Genomic DNA, 24454 nt, shown 5'->3' on the forward strand with positions numbered 1-24454 from the left:
CGCCACGATCATGTCGCTGGTGATCCTGCTGGTCACCGGCTACGGCTGGAGCAACTACCGGCACCTGCTCAACGGCCTGGCCACCAGCGACGTCGCCGACGGCGGCGGTGCGGACGGTGCCGTGGACATCCTGCTGGTGGGGATGGACAGCCGCACCGACGCGCACGGCAATCCGCTGCCCGAGGAGGTGCTGCGCGAGCTGCACGCGGGATCCAACGACGCGTCGCTGACCGACACGGTCATCATGCTGCACATCCCCAACGACGGGACCAGCGCGGTCGGCTTCTCCTTCCCCCGCGACTCCTACGTGTCGATCCCCGGACAGGGGAACCACAAGATCAACTCGGCGTACGGGCGCGGCAAGGAAACCGAGATCGCCAGTCAGCAGCAGAGCGGCGTGACCGACCCGGCGGCGCTGGACCGCGCCGGCAACGAGGCCGGCCGCAAGATGCTGCTGCGCACCGTGGAGAACCTCACCGGCTCCTCCATCGACCACTACGCCGAGGTCAACCTGCTGGGCTTCGCCAAGATCACCGAGTCGGTCGGCGGCGTTCCGGTGTGCCTGAACTCGGCCACCAGCGACACCTACTCCGGTGCGGACTTCCAAGCCGGCCAGCAGACCATCGCCGGCCCGGCGGCCCTGGCGTTCGTGCGGCAGCGCCACGGCCTGCCGCGCGGCGACCTCGACCGCGTGGTGCGGCAGCAGGCCTTCCTCGCCGGGCTCACCCAGACCGCCCTGTCCGGCGGCGTGCTGGCCAACCCGAACAAGCTGCGGGAGCTGATCAACTCGGTGCAGGACTCGGTCGTGCTCGACCTGGGTGACGACACCGACGTGCTGTCGTTCGCCGAGCGGCTGCGCGGGCTGGCCGGCGGTGCCATCAAGTTCGACACGATCCCCATCGAGGACGCCGCCTACGACACGCCCGACGGCGAGGCCCTCAAGATCGATCCGCGCGCGGTCAAGGCGGCCGTCCGCGCGGCGACCGTGCCACCGAGCGCCCCGGCCTCGCCGACTCCGCAACCGCCGCCGACCTCGGCTTCCCAGCAGGCCGCGGCGGCGCGGGTGGACGTGCTCAACGGGACCAGCACCTCCGGTCTGGCCTCGAAGGTCCAGGACCAGCTCAAGACCCAAGGTCTCGACGTCGGCACGGTCGGCAACACCAGCAAGCGCAGTTCGTCGGTGATCCGCTACGGCTCGGGCTCGGAAGCGGCCGCGCAGGAGGTCGCCTCGCTGATGGGCGGGATGCCGACGGAGGCCAGTTCCTCGTTGTCCTCCGGTCGCGTCCAGGTGATCATCGGCTCGGACTACGACGGGCCGGCCGCCCCGCGCTTCTCCTCCGGCGGCGCGATGGCGCTGGACGGGACCGCGCGTCAGCAGGAACCGGCGGAGGCACCGATCAGCGCGGCGGGAATTCCCTGCGTCAACTGAGGAATCGGGTGAGCTCGCCGAGGGTCTCCCCGGGCGCCTCCTCCGCGAGGTGGTGGCCGCAGTCCAGCCGGCGGCCCGACACCTGCGGTGCCCGGCTCCGCCAGACCGCGAGCGGGTCCGGGCCACGACCGAGCGGACCGCTGCGCCCCCACAGCAGGAGTGCCGGGCAGTCGATGGTGGCGCCCCGGTCGTCCTCGTCATCGGCGACGTCGATGCTCGCGCCCGCCCGGTAGTCCTGGCACATGGCGTGCACGACCTCGGGTCGGCGCCACGCCGCGCGGTAGCACTCCAGCGCCTCGGCGGCGAAGGCCTCGGCGGGCCGGAGGAATCCGGTGAAGAAGACGTCCGGATCGGCGCCGATGAGGCGTTCCGGGATCTCGGGCTGGGCGAGGAAGAACCAGTGCCACGCTCCGAGCGCGAAGGCCGCGTCGACGCGGGCGAAGACCTCAGCGGTGGGCAGGACGTCGAGCACCGCCACGGCGGTCACGACGTCCGGGTGGTCGAGGGTCATGCGGTAGGCGCAACGGGCTCCCCTGTCATGGCCGACGACCGCGAAGGACTCGTGGCCCAGCGCCGCCATCGCCGCGACGAGGTCCGCGGCCATGGCGCGCTTGCCGAACGAGGCGACCTCGGCGTCCGGGGCGGTGGTGCTGTCGCCGTAGCCGGGCAGGTCGGCCAGCACGACCGTGCGGGTGCGCGCCAGCCCGGGAGCGACGCGGTGCCACATCGCCGAGGTCTGCGGCCACCCGTGCAGCAGCAGCACCGGCGGGCCCGATCCGCCGACCCGGGCGCGGATCGTGGCACCGGAAGGCGTGGGCAGGTCGTGCGGCCGGAAGTCGTCGAGCATCACGCGATTCCATACCACTGCGCCGCGTTGCCGCGCAGCACCGCCTCGCGCTCGGTGTCGGTCAGGGCCGCCAGGAGGCGTTCTCCACCGCTGCCGTGGTCGTGCGGGTGGTCGGTGGCGTGCATCAGCAGTTCCGCCGGCCCCAGCAGGTCGAGGGCTTCGCGGACCTGGACGGGATCCCGCGGCAGGTGCGCGGGCGCGGTGGTCAGCCGGACGTGGTCGGCGATCACCTCACCCGACCTGCGGTTGATCCACGGAACCTCCCGCCAGACGCCCTTCCAGTCCTTGTCGAAGCGCCACAGCAGCGTCGGCAGCCACGAGAACCCGCACTCCAGCAGTGCGACCCGCAGGTCCGGCAGCTGCGCGAACACGCCTTCGGCGAGCAGGCTGACCAGCTGGGCCTGGACGATGCTCTGCGAGTTGCCGAGGTAGTCCTCCAGGTAGGTGTGGGTGAACCCGCTGGAGGTCATGGCGTTGCCGACCCTCCCCCACGCGTGCAGTCCCACCACCAGCCCCTTGTCGGCCGCGGCGCGCAGCAGCGGCCGGTGGCGGACGTTGCCCCACGGCTGGTCGCCGCGCACCGGCAGCAGCACCTGCACGATGCCCGGGTGGTCGCCGATGCGCTCGATCTCGGCGACGGCGGCCTCGGTGTGCAGCGTCGGCACGACCATGCTGGCGCGCAGCCCGCCGTCGGCGGCGAGCCAGCGCTCGATGAGCCAGTCGTTGATGGCGCGGGTCAGCGCGGTCTCGTAGTAGGGGTTGCGGTTGCAGCCGAACGACGTGGTGCAGTTGAGGATCGCCGTTCCCGCGTCCAGCTGGGCGCGCAGTGCGGAGACCTCGTGCGGCGGAACGGATCCGGCTTCCCGCGCGGCCGGGGTCGCCGTGGTCGGGGCCAGCGGCGGGTAGGCGCCGCCCTGGGCGTGGTTGATGCGCTGACTCCCGTCGCGCAGGTAGCCGCGCCAGTAGTCGTCCAGGTAGGGCTCCAGGTCGGCGAAACCGGCCGGGGCGCAGTGCACGTCGGTGTCGATCACCGCGGTGCGGGCGGGGGCGCTCATCGAGCCTCCTGAGCTCGTTGCGGAAGGCCGAACAGCCGGCACGCGTTGGCACCCATCACCTGCTCGCGGATCGCCGCGGGCAGCAGCCGGGGAGCCATCCGCGGCGAGTCGAAGTCCCAGTGCGGGTAGTCGGAGGCGAACATGATGCGGTCGTTCATGTCGACGTGCCGCAGCGCGACCTCCAGGTGCGCGGGATCGGCCGGTTCCTCGATGGGCTGCGTGGTGAACCAGAAGTGCTCGCGGATGTGCTCCGAGGGCGGTCTGCTCAAGTGCGGGACGTCCTCGCGGAGCATCGTCCAGGCTTCGTCCATCGCCCACATCAGCGGTCCGAGCCAGGCGATGCCGCCCTCGACGCAGATCACCTTCAGCGTCGGGAACTCCTCGAACACGCCCTCGCAGATCATGCTCGTGATCAGCGCGGACATCGTGTTGCCGTTCCAGACGTGCTCTTCCAGGTAGAACGACGGCCAGCCCGGACCTCGGTGCTGCTCCAGGCCACCGGTGTGCGCGGCGATCGGCAGGCCGGCCTCGACGGCCGCGGCGTAGATCGGCCAGTAGCGGCGGCGACCGAACAGCGCTTCTCCCCCGGTCGACAGCAGCACCTGCACGAACCTGGGGTCCCCCGCCCGCTTGCGGATCTCCTCGGCGGCGAGGTCCGGCGACTCCAGCGGGACGGCGATGGAGCTGCGCAGCCTCGGTTCGGGATCGAGCCATTCCTCGACGATCCAGTCGTTGAGGGCGCGGCACAGCGCGTCGGCGAACTCGCGGGCCTCCACGCCCCAGCTGTGCGACTGCAGCGGGATGAGCACCCCGTGGTCGATGTCGAACTCGTCGAGCAGCTGCTGCTGCATCAGGGCGAGGTCGTTGCCGGGGAACCCGCCATCCGGCCAGGCGTCGAGGCGGTAGCCGCCGTTGCTCACCCTGGGGTAGATCTCCGGCGGTCCGGGTACGCGGCTGCCGAACATCTCGAATCGGCGCCGGTTGCGGGCATCGAGCCTGGGCAGGATGTCGCGCGGCAGCGCCTGCGGGTGGATGTCGGAGTCGACGAGCGTGCGGGCCGCGCGGTTGCGCGCCGTGTTCTGCGAAGCGACGGTGCTGGTCATCGTTCACCTCCGAGGGCTGGTGTCGACCACGACGTAGGCGTCCTCGACGCTGACCGGGAACGTCTCGGCGACGTAGGGGCCGGGCATCCGGCCGTTCTTGGGTTCGGCTGGTTCGTCGGCGGTTTCCAGGCGCACCTCGTAGGTGCGCACGGGTGGTTCGCCGGGACCGAGGAAGGACTGGCCGGTGGCCAGCTCGTACTCCCAGCCGTGCCAGGGGCAGGCGATGAGCGCGTCCTCCCCCCGCATCGCGAACTCGCCGGGTTGGGTGGAGACCACCCAGGGCTTGGTGTGACCGACGCACAGCGGCCCGCCCATGTGCGGGCAGTGGTTGTTCAGCGCGTAGAACCGGTCCCCGACCCGGAAGACGCCGATCGAGCGGCGTCCGGCCTCGACGACCTTGCGCGAGCCGGGCGGGAACTCGTCGAGCCTGGCCACCACGATTCTCATGCTCCGACGGTAGGAAGTTCCGCGCTGCCAACGGAAACTGAAAATCAGGATGCGCAGCATCGAGGCGTTCTATACCGGGGTGTCGCGCACCGCTTCGCGCACCGTCTCGCGCATCCACCGGTGACCGGGGTCGGTCTCGTGCTTCTCGTGCCACCACAGCGTTTCCACGATGGGTTCGGGCTCGCCGGGGCAGTCGAGGATGCGCAGGTCGGTCCGGTCGCCGAGGCGCCTGGCGAGCCTTTCCTGCACCACCGCGACCCGGTCGGTGCCGCCCACGAAGTAGGGAGTGGCGCGGTAGCTGTCCACCCGCACCGCCACGTCCGGGACCAGCTGCAACGAGGCCATCAGCGGCGCCAGCGGCGCGGTGGAGGGGTACTCGCGGCCGGGGTGGTGCGGGACGACCCAGGGACGCCGGCGCAGCTCCGCGGCCGGCAGCGCGCGCCATCCCGCGGGAACGGTGGCGGCGTCCACGACGCACACCCAGCGGTCCCGGAACAGTTCGGTGCAGCGCATCCCCGACACCCGCAGGCGCGCGTTGGGCGTGGAGGCCAGGCCGTCCATCAGCCGCAGCGTCTCCACCAGGTCGGTCGGCAGGCGGCCGGTGACGAGCATGATGTGCAGCTTCGCGCCCGGTGCCTGGTGGTGCAGCGCCCGCGAGATCGGTTCCCCGACGGCTTCCAGGACGTAGTCGGGCATCAGCAGGCTGTACTCGCGCTGGGTGCTGGCCGGGTCGAAGGGCGCGGTGGTGAACAGCCGCTCGGTGGCCTCGCACAGCGGCTCGATCTGCGCGTCGAGCTCCACCGCCAGGGGCGACAGGACGTAGCCGCCGCGCTTGCGCACCAGCAGCTCGTCGTCGAAGTGCCTGCGCAGCCTCGCCAGCGCGGCGCTGGCGGTGGGCTGGGTGACGCCGATGCTCTCGGCGGCTCGGGTGACGTTGCGGGCGCGCAGCAGTTCGCGCAGGAACACGAGCAGGTTGAGGTCCAGGTTCGCCAGCGTCGTCGATCCGGACTGCTTCACCTGATCAGCTCCCGTCGCGCCCTTGCCCGGTCCCCGGGAACATTCACACCCACCGCATTCGCGGTGTCAAGAACCGCTTGCGCCGGTCATCGGGTCCCGATAGCGTGCACGCACGGGTCGTGCTCACAACGTTGCGACGTTGCGCCGATCGGATGGCGAGAAGCCTGGGGATTGATCCATTCGGGTTGCGTCGTCGCACGTCACGAATTCGGAGCACCGATTGGTTCCGAAAACGACACCTCCCATTGGTTCGCAGTACAGCTCAACCATTCCACCGGACCGCACGCTCGTTGAACGTGCGCAACGTTGAGGGTGACCAGCCAGACGAGACGTTTGACTCGCCCGTGACGAGCCGGGAACAGGATGCGGTGCGGTTGCTGCTGCTGATCGACGGTGCCGCCGAACAGCTGTCCTTCCCGGTCCCGGACCCGGCGCTGGCCGACGCGGTCGGTGTGGTGACCGGGCAGACGAGGTTGCAGAAGCTCGATTTCTGGCTTCGCAGCCCTGATTTCCTCGCCGACGAACTGCTCAACGAGTACGAGCGGACCGCGGACGGGCACCTGCTCGAACTGGCGGGCCGAATCCTCGATTCCGAAGAACCCGAAGTGCGCCGGTATCCGATGCTGCGCCACCACTTCGGAGCCTACGAACCGCTCGACGACGCGCTGGCGGTGCTGCGCAGCGCCGGCCTGATCGTGCGCCGCCGCCGCGGCCGGGTCGGGCACACCAGGCGGCACGACTACTACCTGCTGGAACGAGGCAGGCGAGTCGCCCGCACGATCATCGCCCGAGCACCGGTCTTCCGCTACTACGTCGACCGCGTGACGCTGGTGCTCGACCTCGCCGACGGGCGCGGCGGCAACGAACTCCGCAACCGCCAGTACCTGCAAGCCGAGTACGCCAGCACGCGACGCGGCACACCCATCGCCACCATCGCCGAGCGGGTCCGCGACCGGCTCGCCCGGCTTCGCGCGGAACTGCGAGCCGCGTAGGGGGTTTTGACGATGAGCACCCAACCTTCGCCGATGCACGAACGACTCTCGACGATCACCGGGATGCCCGCTCAGGCCGTGGCCCGCCTGCTCGCCTCCGGCGGCAACTCGCCGACCCCGGACCTGCGGCGCCGGATCACCGAGGCGGAACGCAAGTGGGACCGGCTCGACCAGCTGCACCGGTCGGCCCGCCACCGCAGGCAGGCCGACGAGCGTTCGCTCAACGACAGCGCCGAGAGGGACGTCGCGCGGGTGCTCTTCCACGGTTTGGAACCGCATTCGTGCCCCCGCTGCGACACCCCGATCTCCGAGCAGCGACGTCGCGAGGAGCGCGAGAACCACCGGTGCGCGGTGTGCACCAGCGACCTGTCGGCCACGGCGTCGGAGGCCGCGGAACCGGAGATCGCCGCGCGGCTGCGGCTGGCCTCCAGCGAGGCGGCCGAGACCGCGGCGCTGGGGAGGCTGCGCGGCGCCGAGGTCGCGCTGGCCGAGCTGGTCGCAGAGCTCACCGTGCCGCCCCGGCCGCGGAGCGGCGACAACCCCACCGGCACTCCCGCGCCGGATCGGCGCCGGTGACCCCGCAGCGACCACCGGGGGCGGTGGCGGCCCGACCGCAGGCCCCGGTTCTGGCCAGGGCTTTGACGGCCGCAGCGGGCCGAGGTGCCCCCGGCTGGCGCGGCGCGCTGGCGGAGTTCATCGACGGTCTCCCGGCGCAGCGCAGCCTCCTGGCGCTGGCCTCGACCATCGACGAACTGCTGGCCGGACCGGACGTGGTCCAGGCGCACGGCGTTCGGTTGCACGACGCGCTGCTGCACGATCTCGGCCCGGTCGTCGAGCGCGATCCGCTGATCGCGGCGAGCCGGCTGGAAGGGGCCGTCCGGTTGGCGATCGCCGACGCCGTCTCGCCGTTCACGGTGCTGGGCAGGCTCACCGGGTTCGCACCGACGTCGCCGGAGGAGTTCACCGAGACCTTGCCCCGGCTGCTGGGTGCGGCCATGGACCGGTGGGTCGGCGAACCCGCGATCACCACGCCGCTGCGCGAAGCGCTCGACCGGCTGCGCCACGACGAGGCCGCCGCGATCGACGCGGCGTTCGAGCTGGCCTGCGACGACCTGCGGACGGCGTTGACCGCCACCGAGATGCCCGCCGTGCTCGAATCGCTGACGGCGGCCCGGTCGCGGTTCGCCACGGTCGACGCCGCGGAGCAGGCGCGCCACGACGCCCGCGCCTACGCGGCCGCGTGCGACGCGATCCTGGCGTTCGCGGCCCAGGACCAGGACCGACTGGCCGACGCCGCGGATCGGCTCACCACCGCGCTGGACCAGCGTTCTGCCTGGTTGCGCGGCACTCACCAACCGCGGTGGCTGCGACCTCGGCACGCCGCCGAGCCCGCGTGGCGGCGGCTCGTGCTGCTGTTGCGCGCGGCGGCGGCGCGGCTGGCCGAGACGATCTGGATGGACGTCTGGGAGGCCCTCGGTGCCGTGCTCGACGCCTACACCCAGGTCCGGTCGCTGCAACCGCTCCCCGGAGCGCGCACCGCACCCGGCTTGGCGGTGGTGATCGAGCCGACCATCGAGAACGCGATCGTGCGCAGCCAGAGCCGGCTCGCGGCGCTGCGCCGCACCGTCGTGGAGGCTTCGGCCACCGAGAACCCGCCACTGCCGCCGCGCACGGTGCAGCTGCTGCTGGACCGCATCGAGTGCACCGGAGCCGATCGCCGCCCGGACCTGCCGCAGGCCACCCGGACCCCGCCGGACGTGGATGAGGACGAGGACGGCCATGCTGCGGCCTCCCGCGCCCGCCGACTCGCACCCGCGCTGGTGCGCGTGCTCGGAGAACGCCACGCGACCGGGCTGACCGCGGGCCTGTGCGACGACGATCTGCGGCTGCTGGACGGAGTGGTGCACAGCAGCGAGATCGCACGCTCCCGCACCGCGCACCCCGTCCTCGACCCGCTGCTGGAGAGGCTTCTGGGAGAGCTCGCCGACTCCCCGGAGTTCACCGGCCGGATCCGGGCCACGTTCGGGATGCTGCTGGAGCAGACCCTGCGATTCCTGTTCAGCCGCGCGGACCTGACGTCGACGACCTGGGGCCGCGGGGAGGCCGACTACCGGCGTCCGCTGCGCGAGGGCGAACGCCGTCCGCGCGAGTCGGACCTGCAGCGCGACTACCACCAGTGGCTGGCGACCGGGCAGCTCGGCGGCCTGGTGGCGGTGGAGGCCACCGACCTGGCGATGGGCCGGGCGGACGTGACCACCACCTTCGGATCGCTGCGCTACGTCACCGAGATCAAGCGCGAGCTCCGCGACTCCTCGCGCGGCCGCATCGAGGCCGAGCACGTGCCGCAAGCCGCGGAGTACGGCGGCACGAACGTGCCGTTCGGGCAGCTGCTGGTGCTGGACCTGACCCCGCACCCGCACGGCGCACCGCGCGTCGACGAATCCGTCTGGCTCGCCAGGCACCGGCCACCGCACAGCCGAACCGACAGGTACGTGATCGTCGGAGTGGTCGCGGGAAACCGCCCCACGCCCCACGAACTCTGAACGGCTCGTCCGGTTCGGCTGCTGGAGCGCCGACGTCACCCGCACCAAACCCGCCGCGCCGCAGCAGATCCCACCACCTGGGGCCACGACAGCGGTTCGTCCGCAACCTGCTCGGCGAGGCAGAGCTGGACGTGGAGATCACCGGCTGCTCGCACGGCCGCTAGCGGCCGAAGTCCTGGGTCCAGTAGTTGCCGTCGTGCTCGACGCCGACGCCGATGGTGCGCAGCGAGCAGTTCATGATGTTCTTGCGGTGGCCGCGGGATTTCAGCCAGCCGTCGACGACCTCGTCCGCGCTGGTGTGGCCGCGGGCGATGTTCTCGGCACCGGGCCCGGGGTAGCCGACGGCCCGCAGCCGCTCGTCGAAGGTGACGCCTTCGGGCGTGGTGTGGCTGAAGTAGCCGCGGCGGGCCATGTCGGCGCTGTGCTCGGTGGCGGCCTTGGTCAGCCTGCCGTCGACGACGAGCGGGGCGCACCCGGCCCCGGTGCGGACCTTGTTGACCAGCGCCACGACCTCGTCCTGCGCCGGGGGCGCCGGCGGGGCCGCCATGGACACCGCCGCGGTGCTCATCCCGGCACCGATCAACAGGGCGGCTGCGACTACGGACAGCGTTGTCTTCGGTGTCATGGCCCCGAAAACTACGGCAGTTCACGGGACGGCATTCAGATCAAAAACCTTGCTGTGCCAACACTTCACACCATCTCGCTACTCAGAGTGATCACCTCGGGCAGCGCGATGCGGGGGCCGCCGCCACGCGTCCCGACGACAGTATCCGGCCACGCGCGCCACACCCGCCACCCTGCGCGGACTCACGTGATGCGGTAGCGCAACGGCAAGTGCTTGAGCCCGCCGACGAACGTGGTGTCGCTCCACTCCGGTTCCCCCGCAGGCTCCACCCACTGCAGGCGAGGAACCAGTTCGGCGAAGAACGCCCGCGCCTCCATCCGGGCCAGCGTCGCGCCCAGGCAGACGTGCGCGCCGAAGCCGAACGACAAGTGGCGGTTCGGATCACGGCCCACGTCGAACCGGAACGGGTCGTCGAACACCGCTTCGTCCCGGTTCGCCGAGGGATAGCACAGCAGCAGCGACTCACCCGCCTCGATGCGCTTGCCACCCAGCTCGTAGTCGGTCGTCGCCGTGCGCATGAACTCCTTGACCGGCGTGACCCAGCGGATCATCTCCTCGACCGCGGAGGGGATCAGCTCCGGATCCCGTCGCAGCCGCTCCATCTCGCCCGGGTGGGCCACCAGCGCCTGCAAGCCGCCGGCGATCGTGGAGCTGGTGGTGTCGTGCCCCGCAGTGGCGATGAGGACGTACTGCGAGGCCGCGTCGGCCTCCGAGAGGTGCTCTCCGTCGATGCGCGCGTTGGCGATCGTCGAAGCCAGGTCGCCGGTCGGGTGAGCGCGCCGGTCAGCGGTGATGCGGTTGAAGTAGTCGAAGAAGTCCAGCAGGACCTGCAGCAGCTCTTCCGGTGAGCGGCCGCGCCGCAGCTCGGCGTCGTCGCTGCCGAACAGCTCCTGCGTCAGCTGCAGGATCCGGGGGAAGTCCGACTCCGGCAGGCCCAGCAGCGAGAGGATCACGTAGAGCGGGTAGTCGACCGCGATCTGCTGCGCGAAGTCGCACTCACCGCCCAGTTCGGCCATCTTGTCCACGGAGCGCTTGGCCAGGCGCCGGACGTCCACCTCGATCTCGCGCAGGGCTCGGGGCCGGAACCAGTCGGCCACGACCGACCGCATCGCCTTGTGCTCGGGGTCGTCGATGTGGACCAGGGTGCGCAGCATCCGGCCGTGCTCTGCGGTGTAGCGGTCCTGCGCCGCGCTCACCAGGATCGGTCGCGGCTCGTTGATGAACGTCTCGTGCTGCCGCTCGACCTCGAGCACGTCGGCGTGCCTGGTCACGGCCCAGAACGGGTTGACCTCGGGCAGCGGGTCGACCCGGTGGACCGGATCTTCGCGCCGCAGCGCGCTCAACGCGGCGTGCAGCCGCTGATCGTCGGCGTAGGCGGTCGGGTCGGCGAGCGTCAGGCCGGCGTCGTCGATGTTCACGTGCGCATCCCCCTGGACATCGTTCCCCCGCCTCGACGTTACTCAGGTGATCGCGACACCGACAACAACACCGCGAATCCGGCGAGCCGGTGGTGACCACTCCCCTCGCGCAGGACAGGTGACTACCGTGATCGCCATGCCCGTGCTCAGCCATCCCGTCGTCACGCGCGTCGCCGCCACGCTGATCCAGCGCGCCACCTCGCTGGCACCGCACCTCCGCCGCCAGCGCCGATTCCCCGACATCGCGTGCGCGACCCGCCGGATCGAGGTTCCCACCCCCTACGGCGTGGTGCCCGCGACGCTGTACCTGCCGCCGAGCGGCGACGCCCCACCGCTGCACATCAACCTGCACGGCGGCGGATTCATCATCCGCTATCCCGAGCAGGACGATCCGCTGTGCCGCTACCTCGCGGCCCACGCCGGGGTCGCGGTGCTCAACGTCGACTACCCGGTCGCGCCGCAGCACCCGTTCCCGATCCCGCCGAAGGCGTGCTTCGAGGTGACGCGCTGGGCGGCCGAGCACGCCGGAGAACTCGGCGTCGATCCGCAGCGGCTCAGCGTCGGCGGGGCGAGTGCGGGTGGTTCGCTGGCCACCGCGGTGGCCCGGCAGGCACGCGACGCCGGTGGCCCGCACCTGGCCCTGCAGGTGCTGCACTACCCGGCGCTGGACCTGGTGACCTCGACGGAGGAGAAGCTCAGCGCCCGCAACCGCACCGAGCCGCCGTTCCTGAAACCGTGGATGTCCGCGGTGTTCCACAACTCCTACCTGCCCGACAAGGCGCTCGGCCTCGACCCGCTGGCCTCACCCGCCCACGGCGACAACGGCGCGGATCTGGCGGGCACAGCACCCGCGCTGCTGATCACCACCGAGCTCGACCTGCTCAACGCCGAGGGGCTGCGCTACGCCGAGGCGTTGCGTCGCGCCGGGGTGCTGCGCGAACACCGCGACATCCCCGGTGTCGATCACGGCTACGACCAGCTCGGAGGCGGTGACGACCTGGCGCGCGCGACCTACGACCTGATCGTCGAGCACCTCCGCCGAGCGCACTTCGAGCACTAGGACGGGCGGTAGAGCAGGCCGAGGAACTCCTGCAGGAGGCGTTCTCGCAGCTTCGGGCGCGCGAGCGCGAGCATCGCGTTGATCTCGGCCATGCGCTCGGGCAGGGCCGCCCCACCGCCCATGCCCGCTGCTGTGAGCAGTGCGCCGAACTCCTCCTGCGAGAGCGCGTCCGGGTCGAGGTCGGCGAGGAACGCCGCGACGTCCTCGTCGACCTCCACCGGACCCGCGGCCCGGGCGTCGGCGACCGACTCCCGCAGGGCGGCGCCGAATTCGGCCTCGCCGCCCCGGTTGGCCGCCGTGATCGTCAGGTGGAGGTTCGCGGGCGAGTTCTCGTGGGCGAACTGCGGTTGCACGTACCAGCCGCGAGTCCTCATCTCGTCGGCGACGGTGAACAGGTCGATCCCGTCGTCGGTGGTCAGCGCGAGCAGCGTGGAGTCGGGTTCGGCGAGCAGCCGCACGCCGTCGACGGCTGCGATCTCCGCCCGCACCTTCTCCACCGCGTCGAGCGACGCCTGCGCGAGCGCGAGGTACCCGTCGTCGCCGAGGTGCTGCAACACCGCCCAGGCCGCGGCCAGCGGGCCGCCGGAACGAGTGGATTGCAGCGTCGAGTTCAGCATCGTGTACCCGGGCCACCCGGCCCCGGCGAAGAAGTGACCCCGGCGCAGTTCGGCGTCGGCGTGCAGCAGCACCGACGTGCCCTTCGGGCAGTACGCGTACTTGTGCAGGTCGACCGACACGCTGGTGACGCCCTCGACCGCGAAGCCGAACTCGGGCACCGCCTTGCCCAGGCGCCGGAAGTGGGGCAGCACCCAGCCCCCGATGCAGGCGTCGACGTGCATCCGCACCCCGCGCGCGGCTGCGGCGGCGGCGATCTCGGCAACCGGGTCCAGGACGCCGTGCGCGTACGACGGCGCGCTGGCGACCACGAGCACCGTGTTCTCGTCGATGGCCTCGGCCATCGACGACGGGTCGGCCCGGAAGGACGTCGGATCGACCGGCACCACCACGGGACGGACCCGGAACAGGTGCGCGGCCTTGTGGAACGCGGCGTGCGCGGTGGAGGGAAGCACCACGTTCGGCTCGGTGACGCCGGGGCTTCCCTCGCGGGCCGCCAGGACCGCGAGCGCGCAGGACTCGGTGCCACCCGAGGTCACCGAGCCGACCGTGCGCTCCGTGCCGCCCAGCAGCCGGGACGCGGCGCCGACCAGGTCGTTCTCCATGCGCAGCAGGCTGGGGAACGCGGTCGGGTCCAGGCCGTTGGCGCTGGAGGCCACCGCGTGCGCCGCGGCCGCGAGCTCATCGAGCCCGTCGAGCCCGCTGTCGTAGACGTAGGCCAGGGTGCGCCCGCCGTGGGTGGGGACGTCGGCGGTGCGAAGCGCGCGCAGTTCGGCGAGGACTTCGTCGGCGGACCTCATCGTCCCTCCAGCACGTCACGCCGCAGCAGCGGCAGTCCCAGCAGCACCAGCGCACCCGGCAGCAGCGAGAATCCGAGCACGATCGCGGTCACCGCGCTGCCCGGTTGCGGCACGGCTCCGTCCACACCGGACACGTATCCGCCGATTCCGAGCACCATCCCGAAAAGCCCCGGGCCGAGTGCCATGCCCAAGGTCTCCGCGCCGGTCCACACCCCGGCTGCCACGCCCGCGCGGGTCTCGCCGGTCCGTTCTTCCTCGGTGGTGATGAGGTCCGGCATGATCGCCAGCGGGAACACCTGGATGCCCGCGTAGCCGACTCCGGCGAGCGCGACGAACACGAACGACACGCCCACCGGAAGCACCAGTGCCGCGCACAACCCGGCGCAGGCCACGCCGAAGGTGATGCAGGCCGCGCGGAATCCCCACAGCTTGCCCTGGCGCTCGCCGATCCTCGGCCACAGCGGCATCGTCACCAGGGCCGGGAGGACGAACCCGACGAACAGCCAGGTCTGCACCGCCGGATCGCCGAAGGCGTACCGGGACGCGTAGCTGACCCCGGCCAGCAGCGTCGCCAGCCCGAGTGCCTGCACCGAATAGGCCAGCACCAAGCGCCGGAACGAACGCCACCGCCGCATCGTGCTCACCAGATCGCGCCACCCCTGCGCGCCGGGGCGTCGCCTGCCGACCGGCGCGTCGCGGATGCCCAGGACCATCAGCACCGCCCCGAGCAGGATGACCAGCCCGATCACCACACCCATCACCCGGTAGCCGGCCACTCCCCCGATGCCGTTGGCGATGCCCGGCGCGCCGCCTCCGGCCAGCAGCACCGCCACCGCCAGGAATCCCATCCGCCAGCTGGTGAGCCGCGTGCGCTCGCCGTAGGAGGCGGTGAGTTCGGCGGGCAGCGCGTTGAAGGGCACCTGGAACAGCCCGAACGCGGTGGCGCACAGCAGGTACACGACCATCACGTAGCCGGCGTCCAGCGCGGTGTCACCGAAGCCGGGGTGGGCGAAGATGCACGCGAACAGCACTGCGACGGCCAGTCCGCCGAAGAGCAGGAACGGTCGTCGGCTGCCGTGGCGCACCAGGCTCGCGTCCGACAGCCTCCCGGCGATCGGGTTGAACACCACGTCCCACACCTTCGGCAGCAGCACGATCGCCCCGGCGACCGCGCTGGGAACGGCCAAGGTGTCGGTCAGGTACGGCAGCAGGAGCAGACCGGGCACTGTGGAGAACGAGCCTGTGACCAGCGAGCCGAACGAGTAGCCGATCCTGGTGCGGGTACCGATCCCGACCTCGACGGGTAGTGGCACTGAGACGTCCTCCAGAATCGCTCGCCTTTCCGCATGGTCGCACCACCGGGGCGGTTTCCGGATCACATCGAATCGTTTCGTTACGCAACTATTCCATTCGGGTTCATCGTCGGGTGAGCCGCGCCAAATTCGGGTGACCGGCCGGATCCGGTGCTTTACGATCCCGGTGGCTCCTCGAACAGCGAAGCCGTTCCGTGAGGCGCGCCAGCGGCAACACTGCGGCCCGACGCCCCGCTTCTCGTCATCGCCTGTCGTTCCAGGAGCTCTCATGTCCTCTCTTGCCCGTGCCACCCGTATGGACGGGGTCACCAGTTCACCGGTGCGCGACCTGCTCGCGCTCACCCGCCGACCAGGCGTGATCTCCTTCGCCGGCGGGCTTCCCGCCCCGGAGCTGTTCGACACCGACGGGTTGCGCGCCGCGTTCGCGCGGGCGCTCGCCGATCCCGACGCCGCCCGCGCGCTGCAGTACTCGCCCACCGAAGGCGACCCGGCGCTGCGGGAGATCGTGGCCGACCGCCTCACCCGGCAGGGCCTGTCCACCGGATGCGACGACCTGCTGGTCACCACCGGCTCCCAGCAGGGCTTGAACCTGGTCGCCTCGGCGCTGCTGGACCCCGGCGCCGTGGTGCTGGTGGAAGAACCCGTCTACCTCTCGGCCGTGCAGTGCTTCCAGCTCGCGCAGGCCCGGATCGTGCCCGTGCCCTCCGACGAGGAGGGCATCGATCCCGTTGCGCTGGAGCGCGTCGCCGCGAACGAACGCCCGGCGCTGCTGTACCTGGTGCCGACGTTCTCCAACCCGACCGGCCGCACGATCGGCGAGGCGCGGCGCGACCGGATCGCCGACATCGCCGCGCGGCACGACTTCTGGCTGATCGAGGACGATCCCTACGGCGAACTGCGCTACAGCGGACGGCCGTTGCGCCCGTTGTCCGCGCGCGTGCCGGACCGGTCGATCTACCTGGGCAGCTTCTCCAAGATCGTCTCACCGGGCATGCGGGTGGGCTGGTTGCGCGCGCCCGCGCAGCTGCGGCAGCAGCTCACGATCCTCAAGCAGGCCGCCGATCTGCACACCTCCACGATCGATCAGGCCGCGGCGGCGGAATACCTCGCGACCGCCGACCTCGACGCTCGGGTGCGCGTGCTGTGCGAGACCTACCGGGAACGGCGGGACGCGATGCTGGCCGGGCTGCGCGAGATCGCCCCGGCGGGCACCGAGATCACCGAACCCGAGGGCGGGATGTTCGTGTGGGTGCGGCTTCCCGGCGAGGTCGACACCGCCGAGGTGCTGCAGGAGGCGCTCGGCCACGACGTGGCGTTCGTGCCCGGCGCGGCGTTCCAGGTGAGCGAACCCGACCGCGCGACGATGCGGTTGTCGTTCACCACCTTCGCCCCCGACACCATCGCCGAGGGACTGCGCAGACTGGCCAAGGCCCTGGGCTGAGCGCACCTCACGGAGTCCCGTCCATCCGGAGGATTGCGCACGTCCCCGGAGCTGCAGCAGGCTACCGTGGGTCCACCGCTGTGATGGCCATCACTGAGCCGTCCAGCGGGATCACTGGGGAGGTCTGATGCAGGCGATGCAGGGCGGGCGGCCCACTCTGCTGGGTGTTCGCACACCACGCGTCGAGGACGACAGGCTGCTCACCGGCCGAGCCCGCTACGTGGCCGATGTCGTGCTGCCGGGCATGGTGGAGGCCGCCTTCGTGCGAAGCGACGTCCCGCACGCCCTGGTGCGCGGTGTCGACAAGACCGCCGCGCTCGACTCACCCGGTGTGCACGCGGTGTTCGACGGAGCGGACCTGGACCTCGACGCGGTTCCCGACCGGATGCCGTGGGTGCGGGCGGTGCAGCACTTCCCGCTCGCGCGCGACCGGGTCCGCTACGTCGGCTGCCCGCTGGCCGTCGTGGTCGCCGATGACCGCTACCTCGCCGAGGACGCTGCCGAACTCGTCGACGCGGATCTGCAACCGCTGTCCACCGTGGACACCGTCGACGACGCCCTCTCCCCCGACGCCGCGCTGCTGTACCCGGACTGGGACGACAACCTGCTGCTGTCGGTCGAGCCCGACGACGCCGAGGTGAACGCCGCGTTCGAGCGGTACCGCACCGTCAGCGGAACGTTCACCACGAACCGCCACTCGGCGGTGCCGCTCGAAGGTCGCGGGGTGGTGGCCGAGTTCCGCGACGACCGGCTGACGGTGTGGACCTCGACCCAGGCGGCCTACGTCGTGCGCGCCATGCTCGCCACCGTCCTCGGCATGCCGGAGCGCGACATCCGGGTGATCACGCCGGACCTCGGTGGCGGGTTCGGGCAGAAGAACGAGATCTACCCGGAGGAATACCTCGTCCCGTGGCTGGCGATGCGGTTGCGGCGCCCGGTCCGGTGGATCGAGGACCGGCACGAGCACCTGATCGCCGCCACCCACGCCCGCGACACCAGGATCGATCTGTCGGCGGCCGTTCGCGAGGACGGCACGATCGCAGCGCTGCGCGGCCGGGTGCGCACCGACCTCGGATCCGGCGAGATCTTCCCCGCCGGGTTCGGGCCGAGCCTGGTCGCGGTCGGCTCGCTGTGCGGGCCCTACCGGATCCCGCACCAGGCCATCGCGGTGCAGGGCGTGGTCACCAACAAGACGCCGACCGGCGGGTACCGGGGTTTCGGCGCCCCGGAGGGGACCTTCGCGATCGAGCGGCTGGTGGACAAGATCGGACGCGAGCTGGGCATCGACCCGGTGGAGCTGCGGCGCAGGATGATCCTCGCCCCGCAAGACCTGCCCTACGAGACCGCCGCCGGTGCCCGGCTGGTGTCCGGCACCCACCGCGAGGCCTTCGAACGCGCCGTGGAGCTGGGCGCGCGGATGCTGGCCGAGGAGCGCGACACCGCCGAACCCGGTACTCACCTGGGCGTCGGCTACGCCACCTACGTCGAGGGCGTCGCCTCCACCACGTTCTCCATCACCGGAACCTGGAGCAGCCAGGACTCGGCCGACGTCCGCTTCGACTCCGACGGCGGCGTCACCGCGGCCGTCGGGATCTCGGCGATGGGCCAGGGCGCGCACACCACGGTCGCCACGCTCGTCGCCGAGTCGCTGTCGATCCCGATCGAGCAGGTCCGGGTCGTCATGGGCGACACCGACACGGCGTCGTTCGGCCTCGGCAGCTGGGCCAGCCGCGGCACGCTCGTGGCCGGCGGAGCGATCGAACGCGCATCAGAGGTGTTGCGCCGCAAGGGAACCGACATCGCCGCACACCTACTGGAGGCGTCCCCGGACGACCTGGAGCTCACCGAGGGGCGTTTCCAGGTCCGGGGCAGTCCCGGCAGCGCCGTCTCCTGGGCCCAGGTGGCCCAGTCGGCGCTGAACCGGACCTTCGAGCTCCCACCAGGTGTCGAGCCGGGTCTGGAGGCGCGCGCCGTCTACGAGCCGCCCGGCCTGGACCACGTCCCGCGTCCCGACGGCAAGATGAACGCCGCCGCCGGCTACACCAACGCCACCCACGCCGCCGTCGTCCGCGTCGACGCCGACACCGGCGTCGTCGAGGTGGTGCGCTACGCCGTGGTGCACGACTGCGGCCGCGTCATCAACCCGCTGACCGTCGAGGGCCAGATCCACGGCGGGGTCGCGCAGGGCATCGGTGGAACGCTCTACGAACAGCTCCCCTACGAGGACGGCCAGCCGCTGGCCACCACGTTCGCGGAATACCTGCTGCCCAGCGCCCGCGAGATCCCCGAGATGCTCGTCGAGGAGTTGGGCGGTCCCGCTCCGGAGACCCCGTTCGGCGCCAAGGGAGCCGGTGAGGCCGGCATCATCGGCCCGCCGGCGGCGATCGCCGGGGCGGTCGAGAACGCGCTCGAACCGCTGGGCGTCACCGGGATCGCCACGACCCCGCTGACTCCACCGGTGGTGCGCCGCTTGATCGAGGAGGCCCGCTCGTGAAACCGCCGCCGTTCGACTACGTCCGCCCCGGCACCGTCACCGACGCGATCGAACTGCTGGCAGCCGACGAGGACGCCAAGCTCCTCGCCGGCGGGCAGAGCCTGCTGCCGATGATGAACTTCCGGCTGGCCCGGCCCAGCACGCTGGTCGACATCACCCGACTGCCCGGCATGGCCGAACTGCACCGCGACGGCGAGGAGCTGGTGATCGGGCCCACCACCCGCCAGCGCGCGGTCGAAACCTCGTCGCTGGTCGCCCAGACCTGCCCGCTGCTGGTGGACGCGCTGCGCCACGTCGGCCACCACCAGATCCGCACCCGCGGCACGGTCGGCGGCTCACTGGCCCACGCCGACCCGGCGGCCGAGCTCTGCGCCGCGGCCCTCGCGCTCGACGCCGAGGTGGTGGCCACCGGTCCGGACGGCCGCCGCGCGATCCCGGCCACCGAGCTGTTCCTGGCCCCGTACCAGACGGCGCTGCGGCCGGGCGAGATCATCACCGAAACCCGCTGGCCGATCCGACCGCACGCCCGTCACGGGTTCGCCGAGATCACCCATCGCGCCGGCGATTTCGCCCTCGCCGGACTCGCGGCCGTCGTCGAGCTCGACGGACCCGAGGTCTCCCGGGCCCGGCTCGCGGCGCTGGGCGTCGCGGGCACCGTTCGCCGCCTCCCCACAGGCGAGCTGGCGCTGCTGGGCCGCCCGCTCACCGCGGAGTCGATCGACGACGCAGCCGCAGCCGCAGCCTCGTCGGTCGATCCGCCCGAGGACGTGCACGCCGACACCGAAACCCGCCGCGCCGCCCTGCGCGCGGCCACCCGGCGAGCTCTGGAGCAGATCCCCCATGCCTGACACCCCCACCGCGAGCTGCGACGTCACCCTGATGGTCAACGGCCGCGAGATCCGGCGTCCGGTGCCCGCCCGGCGGCTGCTGGTCGACTTCCTGCGCGACGACCTGGCGCTCACCGGCACCCACGCCGGTTGCGAGCACGGGGTCTGCGGCGCGTGCACCGTGCTCATCGACGGTGAGCCCGCGCGGTCCTGCATCACCCTCGCTGTGCAAGCCGACGGCTGCGAGATCACCACCGTCGAGGGCCTCACGCCGGAGAACGGGTTGAGCCCGATGCAGCAGGCGTTCAAGGAGTGCCACGGCTTGCAGTGCGGTTTCTGCACTCCGGGCTTGCTCACGACGCTCGCCGCGGCCGAACCGGAGGACCACCCGACCGACGCCGGCATCCGGGAACTGCTGGGCGGCAACATCTGCCGCTGCACCGGATACCAGCACATCGTCGACTCGGTGAACAAGGCGTGGGGCCGTTCCTGAGGTGGCGCAGCCATCTCAGGACTTGCTCGGTCTGGACTGCCGACGAACTTGGAGCTCAGGCCCTAGCTCCGGGCGTGCAACGCCTGCGAGAGCGCGCTCATGCTGATGTCGATGATCGTGCGGAGCTGCTGCTGACTCGCCCCAGCCCTGCTCATCACGGCCAGCGACTGGTTGACCGCCGCGATGTGAACGGCGAAGTTGTCGGCGTCGCTGTCGGCCAACTTCCCGGCGCTCAAGGCGGTCCGCAGCCGCGCGCGCTGAAGGCCCAGAGCTTCGCTCGCGCGCGCGGCGACGTCAGGTCTCAGCACCGGTATCGCCATCGCGGTCTGGGCGACCAGGCATCCGTCCGGCAGGTCGGGGTCGGCGATGCGCTTCAGCGTGACCGCGAAGAACTCCCGCATCGCCCGCAGCGGGTCCTCGGACGCACTCGACAGGGCCTGGTCGTACCTTTCCCCGTAGCGCGTGACATAGCGATCCAGGCAGCGCAGGTAGAGCGAGTCCTTGTCGCCGAGCGAGGAGTAGATGGAACTGCGGTTCAACCCGGTCGCCCTGGAGAGGTCGTCGAGGGAGGTGTCGGCGTACCCGGCTCGCCAGAACTGCACCATCGCCGCGTCGAGCACGGTGTCGACATCGAACTGCTTCTTCCCCGCCATCACGCATGCACCTCGTTCGTGAGCCGGCCGTTGTGCCTTGCCCATCCTATCTTGAACCATTCGGTCCAAGATGGGTTAGGCTTGAGACATGACCGACGCTGCGACCACCGCGAACCGCTCTCGCGGCCAGAACTCGATCTCCGGGTTGCCGCTGCACGATCTCGCGGGATTCACCCACCGCTGGGTCGACGCGGACGGCATCCGACTTCACGCCGTGGAAGGCGGTCAGCCGAGCGGCCCTGCCGTCGTCCTGCTCGCCGGATTCCCGCAGACCTGGTGGGCTTGGCGCAAGGTGATGCCGGGCCTTGCCGAGCGATGCCACGTGATCGCACTCGACCTGCCAGGACAAGGCCACTCCGACCGCCCCCACGACAGCTACGACACGCACACCGTCGCTTCGCGCGTCCAGGCCGCGCTGACCGCGCTCAACGTCCCGAAGCACTGGCTCGTCGCCCACGACATCGGGGCTTGGGTCGCCCTCTCGCTAGCCCTGAAGCACGAAGACCGCCTGCACGGGGTCGCTCTGCTCGACGCCGGCATCCCCGGCATCACCCTCCCGGACGCCATCCCCACGGATCCCGACCGCGCCTGGAAGACCTGGCACTTCGCGTTCCACCTGGTGCCCGATCTTCCCGAGACGCTGCTCGCCGGTCGCGAGCGCGACTACGTCGACTGGTTCCTGAAGGTCAAGGCGCTGTCCCCGAACACGTTCGACAGCGCCGAGATCGACCACTACGCCGCCGCCGTCGCGGCCGAGGGTGGTCTCCGAGCGTCTCTCGCCTACTACCGCGATGCCGCGGAATCGGCGCGCAAGAATCACGACGTTCTCGGACGACGTCGCTTGACCGTCCCGACCCTGGGAATCTCCAGCTCCCACGGCTCGATCCCCGACATGGCCGCGTCCATCAGCCCCTGGGCGGACGACGTGTCAGGTGTCGTCATCCCAGATGCCGGGCATTTCATCCCCGACGAGCAGCCCGACGCGGTTGTGGACGCGTTGACCGCGTTCATCGATCGCGGACGTGCGGACTGCCGACGCACCAACCACCCAGGACACTAGATCGGGTGATCTAGGACGAGACGAAAGCGGCTGATGCGACTCGCTTTTCAGCGCGCCGCCGACGCGGGCTCGCGGGAGACCATCCCCGCCAACGGGTCGGGAACCGAGTCCACGCAGACCACACCCAGCCTCCGGGTCGCGCGCGTCATCGACACGTAGAGATCGCTGCGCCCGAAACCGCCGTCCCCGAGGATCGCGGCGGGCTCCACGATCAGCACCGAGTCGAACTCCAGCCCCTTGGCCTGGCCCGGTTCCAGCACCACGACCGCGTCGGTCAGGTCGACGGGCAACCCCACGCCCGCCACCGAGGCGAGCTCGCCCACCAGCACGGGCGGCGCGATCACGGCGAGCTGACCCTCCGCGTGCTCGGCCACGACCTCGCTGACCAGATCGCCCAGCGATTCGCGGGAAACCCGCTCCAGCCACGGAACCTCGCCGGAGGACCGGACCGAGCGCGGCGGCCGCATACCGGTGCCGGCGAGCAGGTCCTCGGTCGCGGCCATGATCTCCGACGGCGTCCGGTAGTTCACGGTCAGCTCGGCCAATCGCCACCGGTCGGCCACGTGCGGCGCCAGCATCCGACCCCACGAACTGGCTCCGGAAGGGCTGCCCGTCTGAGCGAGATCGCCGACGAGGGTCATCGACCGGGAGGGACAGCGGCGCATCAGCATCCGCCACTGCATCTCCGAAAGCTCCTGCGCCTCATCGACGACGACGTGGCCGAACACGGCCTTGCCCGCGTCGTGCCCGAGCAGCGCGGCGGCCTCGTCGAGCAGCGGCACGTCGGCCGAGGTGCGCGGACCACCGCCGATCAGGTCGGTCACCACGTGCTCGGGAGTCAGCTCCGGCCAAAGCTCGTCGAGCGCACTCACCACGCCGTCGTCGGCCAGCAGCGAGGCGCGCAGCGCGTCGCGATCGGCGGAGTCGATCATCTCCCGAGGGGCGTCGTCATCGGGATCGACGATCACCCCGGCGGCCGAGAGCGCGTTGCGGTCGGCCGCGCTCAGCCGTCCGTCGGCGCTGCCTCCGTCCAGGGCACGACCGTCCTCGCTGAGCACGAGCGATTCCATCCGCTCGACGAGCGATCCCACGAGTGAGCCGACGAGCTCGTTCTGGAACACCAGTCGCGCCTGGTTGTGCGGCAGCGCGGCCTCGCGCGCCCTGCCCGCCGCCCGACGACACGTCGCCGGGTCCAGCGACAGCAGCTGCTCTTCGAAGGTCACCTCGACCGGTTCATCGGGTACCCGCACCCGCGCGCGGATCGCGTGGGCGATCTCCTCGGCCATCCGGGCCGACCCCTTGCGCTCCGCGTCCGGATCGGCGGAGTCGGCGTCGAGGCCACCGCCGAGCTCGGCGATGGTGGAGGCGATCACCCGGTTCTCGCCGAGACCCGGCAGCACCTGCCCGATGTAGTCGAGGAAGATCCGGCTCGGCCCGATCACCAGCACTCCCCTGTTGCGCAGGTGCTCGTGGGTGTAGAGCAGGTAGGCGACGCGGTGCAGCGCGACCGCCGTCTTGCCCGTGCCCGGCCCGCCCTGCACGACCAGGACACCGCGCTCCGCCGAGCGGATGATGGCGTCCTGCTCGGCCTGCAGGGTCGTGACGATCTCGCGCATCCGGCCGGTGCGCTCGGCGGTCACGGCCGCCAGCAGCGCGGCCTCGCCGACCAGGTGCTCCTCGGTCCCGTCGGAGTCCAGCAGCTCGTCGTCGACGGCCACCACGGTCCGGCCCCGCGTGGTGATCCGACGCCTGCGCCGGACTCCCTGCGGATCGGCCGCCGTGGCGGTGTAGAAGGCGCGGGCCAGCGGCGCTCGCCAGTCGACCAGCAGCTGCTCGTCGTCTGATTCTCGGAACACGCCGATCCTGCCGATGTAGGCGCTGGTCCCGTCGTTCATGTCGAGCCGGCCGAAGCACAGCCCGTGCTCGATCCCGTCCAGGCGCGACACCTCGGCCTTCCAGACGGCGACGGTGTCGGGATCACCGCCGGCTTCGACCCGGGCAGCCGCCTGTGCGCGCAGAGCGTCCACGTGGGCGTACAACTCGGTCAGGTGCTCCTGCTCTAAATCGAGCTCATCGCCGCTCAAAGCCCCAGGACTCCCCATGTTCGGACGTTCGACCAGCACAGAGTGCCCGAGAGCGTTCGACAATTCCAGTCGCCCCACGTCGTCCGGTGTGGACGGAGGCCGCGCAGCGGGGTTCCGGACGAACGGATCCATCGGCGA

21 protein-coding genes are annotated in these 24454 nt (G+C 71.3%); 10 read left to right on the forward strand and 11 right to left on the reverse strand.

Annotated features, from left to right (window positions below; all coding sequences use genetic code 11):
• Positions 1-10 precede the first annotated feature (10 nt).
• Positions 11-1429 carry an LCP family protein gene (locus AB0J91_RS17210; RefSeq protein ID WP_363869578.1) on the forward strand — a complete coding sequence of 473 codons (1419 nt, stop codon included), beginning with the start codon at positions 11-13 and terminating at the stop codon, positions 1427-1429.
• On the opposite strand, the gene AB0J91_RS17215 is transcribed toward AB0J91_RS17210, so the two are convergent.
• The 5 genes from AB0J91_RS17215 to AB0J91_RS17235 form a co-directional block, all read right to left on the reverse strand.
• A complete protein-coding gene (locus AB0J91_RS17215) occupies positions 1422-2276 on the reverse strand; it encodes an alpha/beta hydrolase (protein ID WP_363869581.1) in 855 nt (284 codons plus the stop codon). The genes AB0J91_RS17210 and AB0J91_RS17215 overlap by 8 nt on opposite strands.
• Positions 2276-3331: an amidohydrolase family protein gene (locus AB0J91_RS17220; protein ID WP_363869584.1), complete on the reverse strand. Its 1056-nt coding sequence runs from the start codon at positions 3329-3331 to the stop codon at positions 2276-2278. Before AB0J91_RS17220 ends, AB0J91_RS17215 begins: the two co-directional genes overlap by 1 nt.
• Positions 3328-4434, reverse strand: a complete 1107-nt coding sequence (locus tag AB0J91_RS17225; RefSeq protein ID WP_363869587.1) for an amidohydrolase family protein — start codon at positions 4432-4434, stop codon at positions 3328-3330. Before AB0J91_RS17225 ends, AB0J91_RS17220 begins: the two co-directional genes overlap by 4 nt.
• A gap of 3 nt (positions 4435-4437) precedes the next feature.
• Positions 4438-4881, reverse strand: coding sequence for a Rieske 2Fe-2S domain-containing protein (locus AB0J91_RS17230; protein WP_363869590.1), 444 nt, complete (start codon positions 4879-4881; stop codon positions 4438-4440).
• A gap of 69 nt (positions 4882-4950) precedes the next feature.
• Entirely contained in the window at positions 4951-5898 is a 948-nt protein-coding gene (locus AB0J91_RS17235) for a LysR family transcriptional regulator (RefSeq protein WP_363869593.1), read from the reverse strand.
• Between the two features lie 296 nt (positions 5899-6194).
• Between AB0J91_RS17235 and AB0J91_RS17240 the strand changes: the two genes are divergently transcribed.
• From AB0J91_RS17240 to AB0J91_RS17250, 3 genes are read left to right on the forward strand one after another with little or no spacing between them, the layout of a single operon-like run.
• Positions 6195-6890, forward strand: coding sequence for a hypothetical protein (locus AB0J91_RS17240; RefSeq protein ID WP_363869596.1), 696 nt, complete (start codon positions 6195-6197; stop codon positions 6888-6890).
• A 33-nt stretch (positions 6891-6923) separates the two neighbouring features.
• Positions 6924-7466, forward strand: a complete 543-nt coding sequence (locus AB0J91_RS17245) for a hypothetical protein (RefSeq protein WP_363869599.1) — start codon at positions 6924-6926, stop codon at positions 7464-7466.
• On the forward strand, positions 7463-9433 hold the full coding sequence (locus AB0J91_RS17250) for a hypothetical protein (RefSeq protein ID WP_363869602.1): 1971 nt from the start codon (positions 7463-7465) through the stop codon (positions 9431-9433). Before AB0J91_RS17245 ends, AB0J91_RS17250 begins: the two co-directional genes overlap by 4 nt.
• 160 nt (positions 9434-9593) lie before the next feature.
• On the opposite strand, the gene AB0J91_RS17255 is transcribed toward AB0J91_RS17250, so the two are convergent.
• Entirely contained in the window at positions 9594-10058 is a 465-nt protein-coding gene (locus tag AB0J91_RS17255; RefSeq protein WP_363869605.1) for a CAP domain-containing protein, read from the reverse strand.
• Positions 10059-10240: 182 nt separating this feature from the next.
• Positions 10241-11476 (reverse strand): cytochrome P450, encoded by a 1236-nt coding sequence (locus tag AB0J91_RS17260; protein ID WP_363869608.1) that lies wholly within the window; start codon positions 11474-11476, stop codon positions 10241-10243.
• A 136-nt stretch (positions 11477-11612) separates the two neighbouring features.
• Here AB0J91_RS17260 and AB0J91_RS17265 point away from each other — a divergent pair, with 136 nt between their 5' ends.
• Positions 11613-12536 (forward strand): alpha/beta hydrolase, encoded by a 924-nt coding sequence (locus tag AB0J91_RS17265; RefSeq protein WP_363869736.1) that lies wholly within the window; start codon positions 11613-11615, stop codon positions 12534-12536.
• On the opposite strand, the gene AB0J91_RS17270 is transcribed toward AB0J91_RS17265, so the two are convergent.
• Positions 12533-13951 carry an aminotransferase class V-fold PLP-dependent enzyme gene (locus tag AB0J91_RS17270; protein ID WP_363869611.1) on the reverse strand — a complete coding sequence of 473 codons (1419 nt, stop codon included), beginning with the start codon at positions 13949-13951 and terminating at the stop codon, positions 12533-12535. The genes AB0J91_RS17265 and AB0J91_RS17270 overlap by 4 nt on opposite strands.
• Positions 13948-15264 (reverse strand): MFS transporter, encoded by a 1317-nt coding sequence (locus tag AB0J91_RS17275; protein WP_363869614.1) that lies wholly within the window; start codon positions 15262-15264, stop codon positions 13948-13950. The genes AB0J91_RS17270 and AB0J91_RS17275 overlap by 4 nt, the downstream gene beginning before the upstream one ends.
• A gap of 268 nt (positions 15265-15532) precedes the next feature.
• Here AB0J91_RS17275 and AB0J91_RS17280 point away from each other — a divergent pair, with 268 nt between their 5' ends.
• The 4 genes from AB0J91_RS17280 (at position 15533) to AB0J91_RS17295 (ending at position 20519) form a co-directional block, all read left to right on the forward strand.
• The gene (locus AB0J91_RS17280; RefSeq protein WP_363869617.1) at positions 15533-16705 is read left to right on the forward strand and encodes a PLP-dependent aminotransferase family protein; all 1173 of its coding nucleotides are present in this window, start codon (positions 15533-15535) and stop codon (positions 16703-16705) included.
• A gap of 127 nt (positions 16706-16832) precedes the next feature.
• Positions 16833-19199, forward strand: a complete 2367-nt coding sequence (locus AB0J91_RS17285; RefSeq protein ID WP_363869620.1) for a xanthine dehydrogenase family protein molybdopterin-binding subunit — start codon at positions 16833-16835, stop codon at positions 19197-19199.
• On the forward strand, positions 19196-20047 hold the full coding sequence (locus tag AB0J91_RS17290; RefSeq protein ID WP_363869623.1) for a xanthine dehydrogenase family protein subunit M: 852 nt from the start codon (positions 19196-19198) through the stop codon (positions 20045-20047). The genes AB0J91_RS17285 and AB0J91_RS17290 overlap by 4 nt, the downstream gene beginning before the upstream one ends.
• A complete protein-coding gene (locus AB0J91_RS17295; protein WP_363869625.1) occupies positions 20040-20519 on the forward strand; it encodes a (2Fe-2S)-binding protein in 480 nt (159 codons plus the stop codon). Before AB0J91_RS17290 ends, AB0J91_RS17295 begins: the two co-directional genes overlap by 8 nt.
• A gap of 62 nt (positions 20520-20581) precedes the next feature.
• Here the strand turns inward: AB0J91_RS17295 and AB0J91_RS17300 are convergent, their stop codons facing one another.
• Positions 20582-21172 carry a TetR/AcrR family transcriptional regulator gene (locus AB0J91_RS17300; RefSeq protein WP_363869628.1) on the reverse strand — a complete coding sequence of 197 codons (591 nt, stop codon included), beginning with the start codon at positions 21170-21172 and terminating at the stop codon, positions 20582-20584.
• An 88-nt stretch (positions 21173-21260) separates the two neighbouring features.
• On the opposite strand from AB0J91_RS17300, the gene AB0J91_RS17305 reads away from it, so the two are divergent.
• The gene (locus AB0J91_RS17305; protein WP_363869631.1) at positions 21261-22232 is read left to right on the forward strand and encodes an alpha/beta hydrolase; all 972 of its coding nucleotides are present in this window, start codon (positions 21261-21263) and stop codon (positions 22230-22232) included.
• Positions 22233-22279: 47 nt separating this feature from the next.
• Here AB0J91_RS17305 and AB0J91_RS17310 read toward each other — a convergent pair whose 3' ends face one another.
• A complete protein-coding gene (locus AB0J91_RS17310; protein ID WP_363869634.1) occupies positions 22280-24316 on the reverse strand; it encodes an AAA family ATPase in 2037 nt (678 codons plus the stop codon).
• Between the last annotated feature and the right edge of the window lie 138 nt (positions 24317-24454).

The organism is Saccharopolyspora sp. NPDC049357 (assembly GCF_040677225.1).
GTDB lineage: Bacteria > Actinomycetota > Actinomycetes > Mycobacteriales > Pseudonocardiaceae > Saccharopolyspora.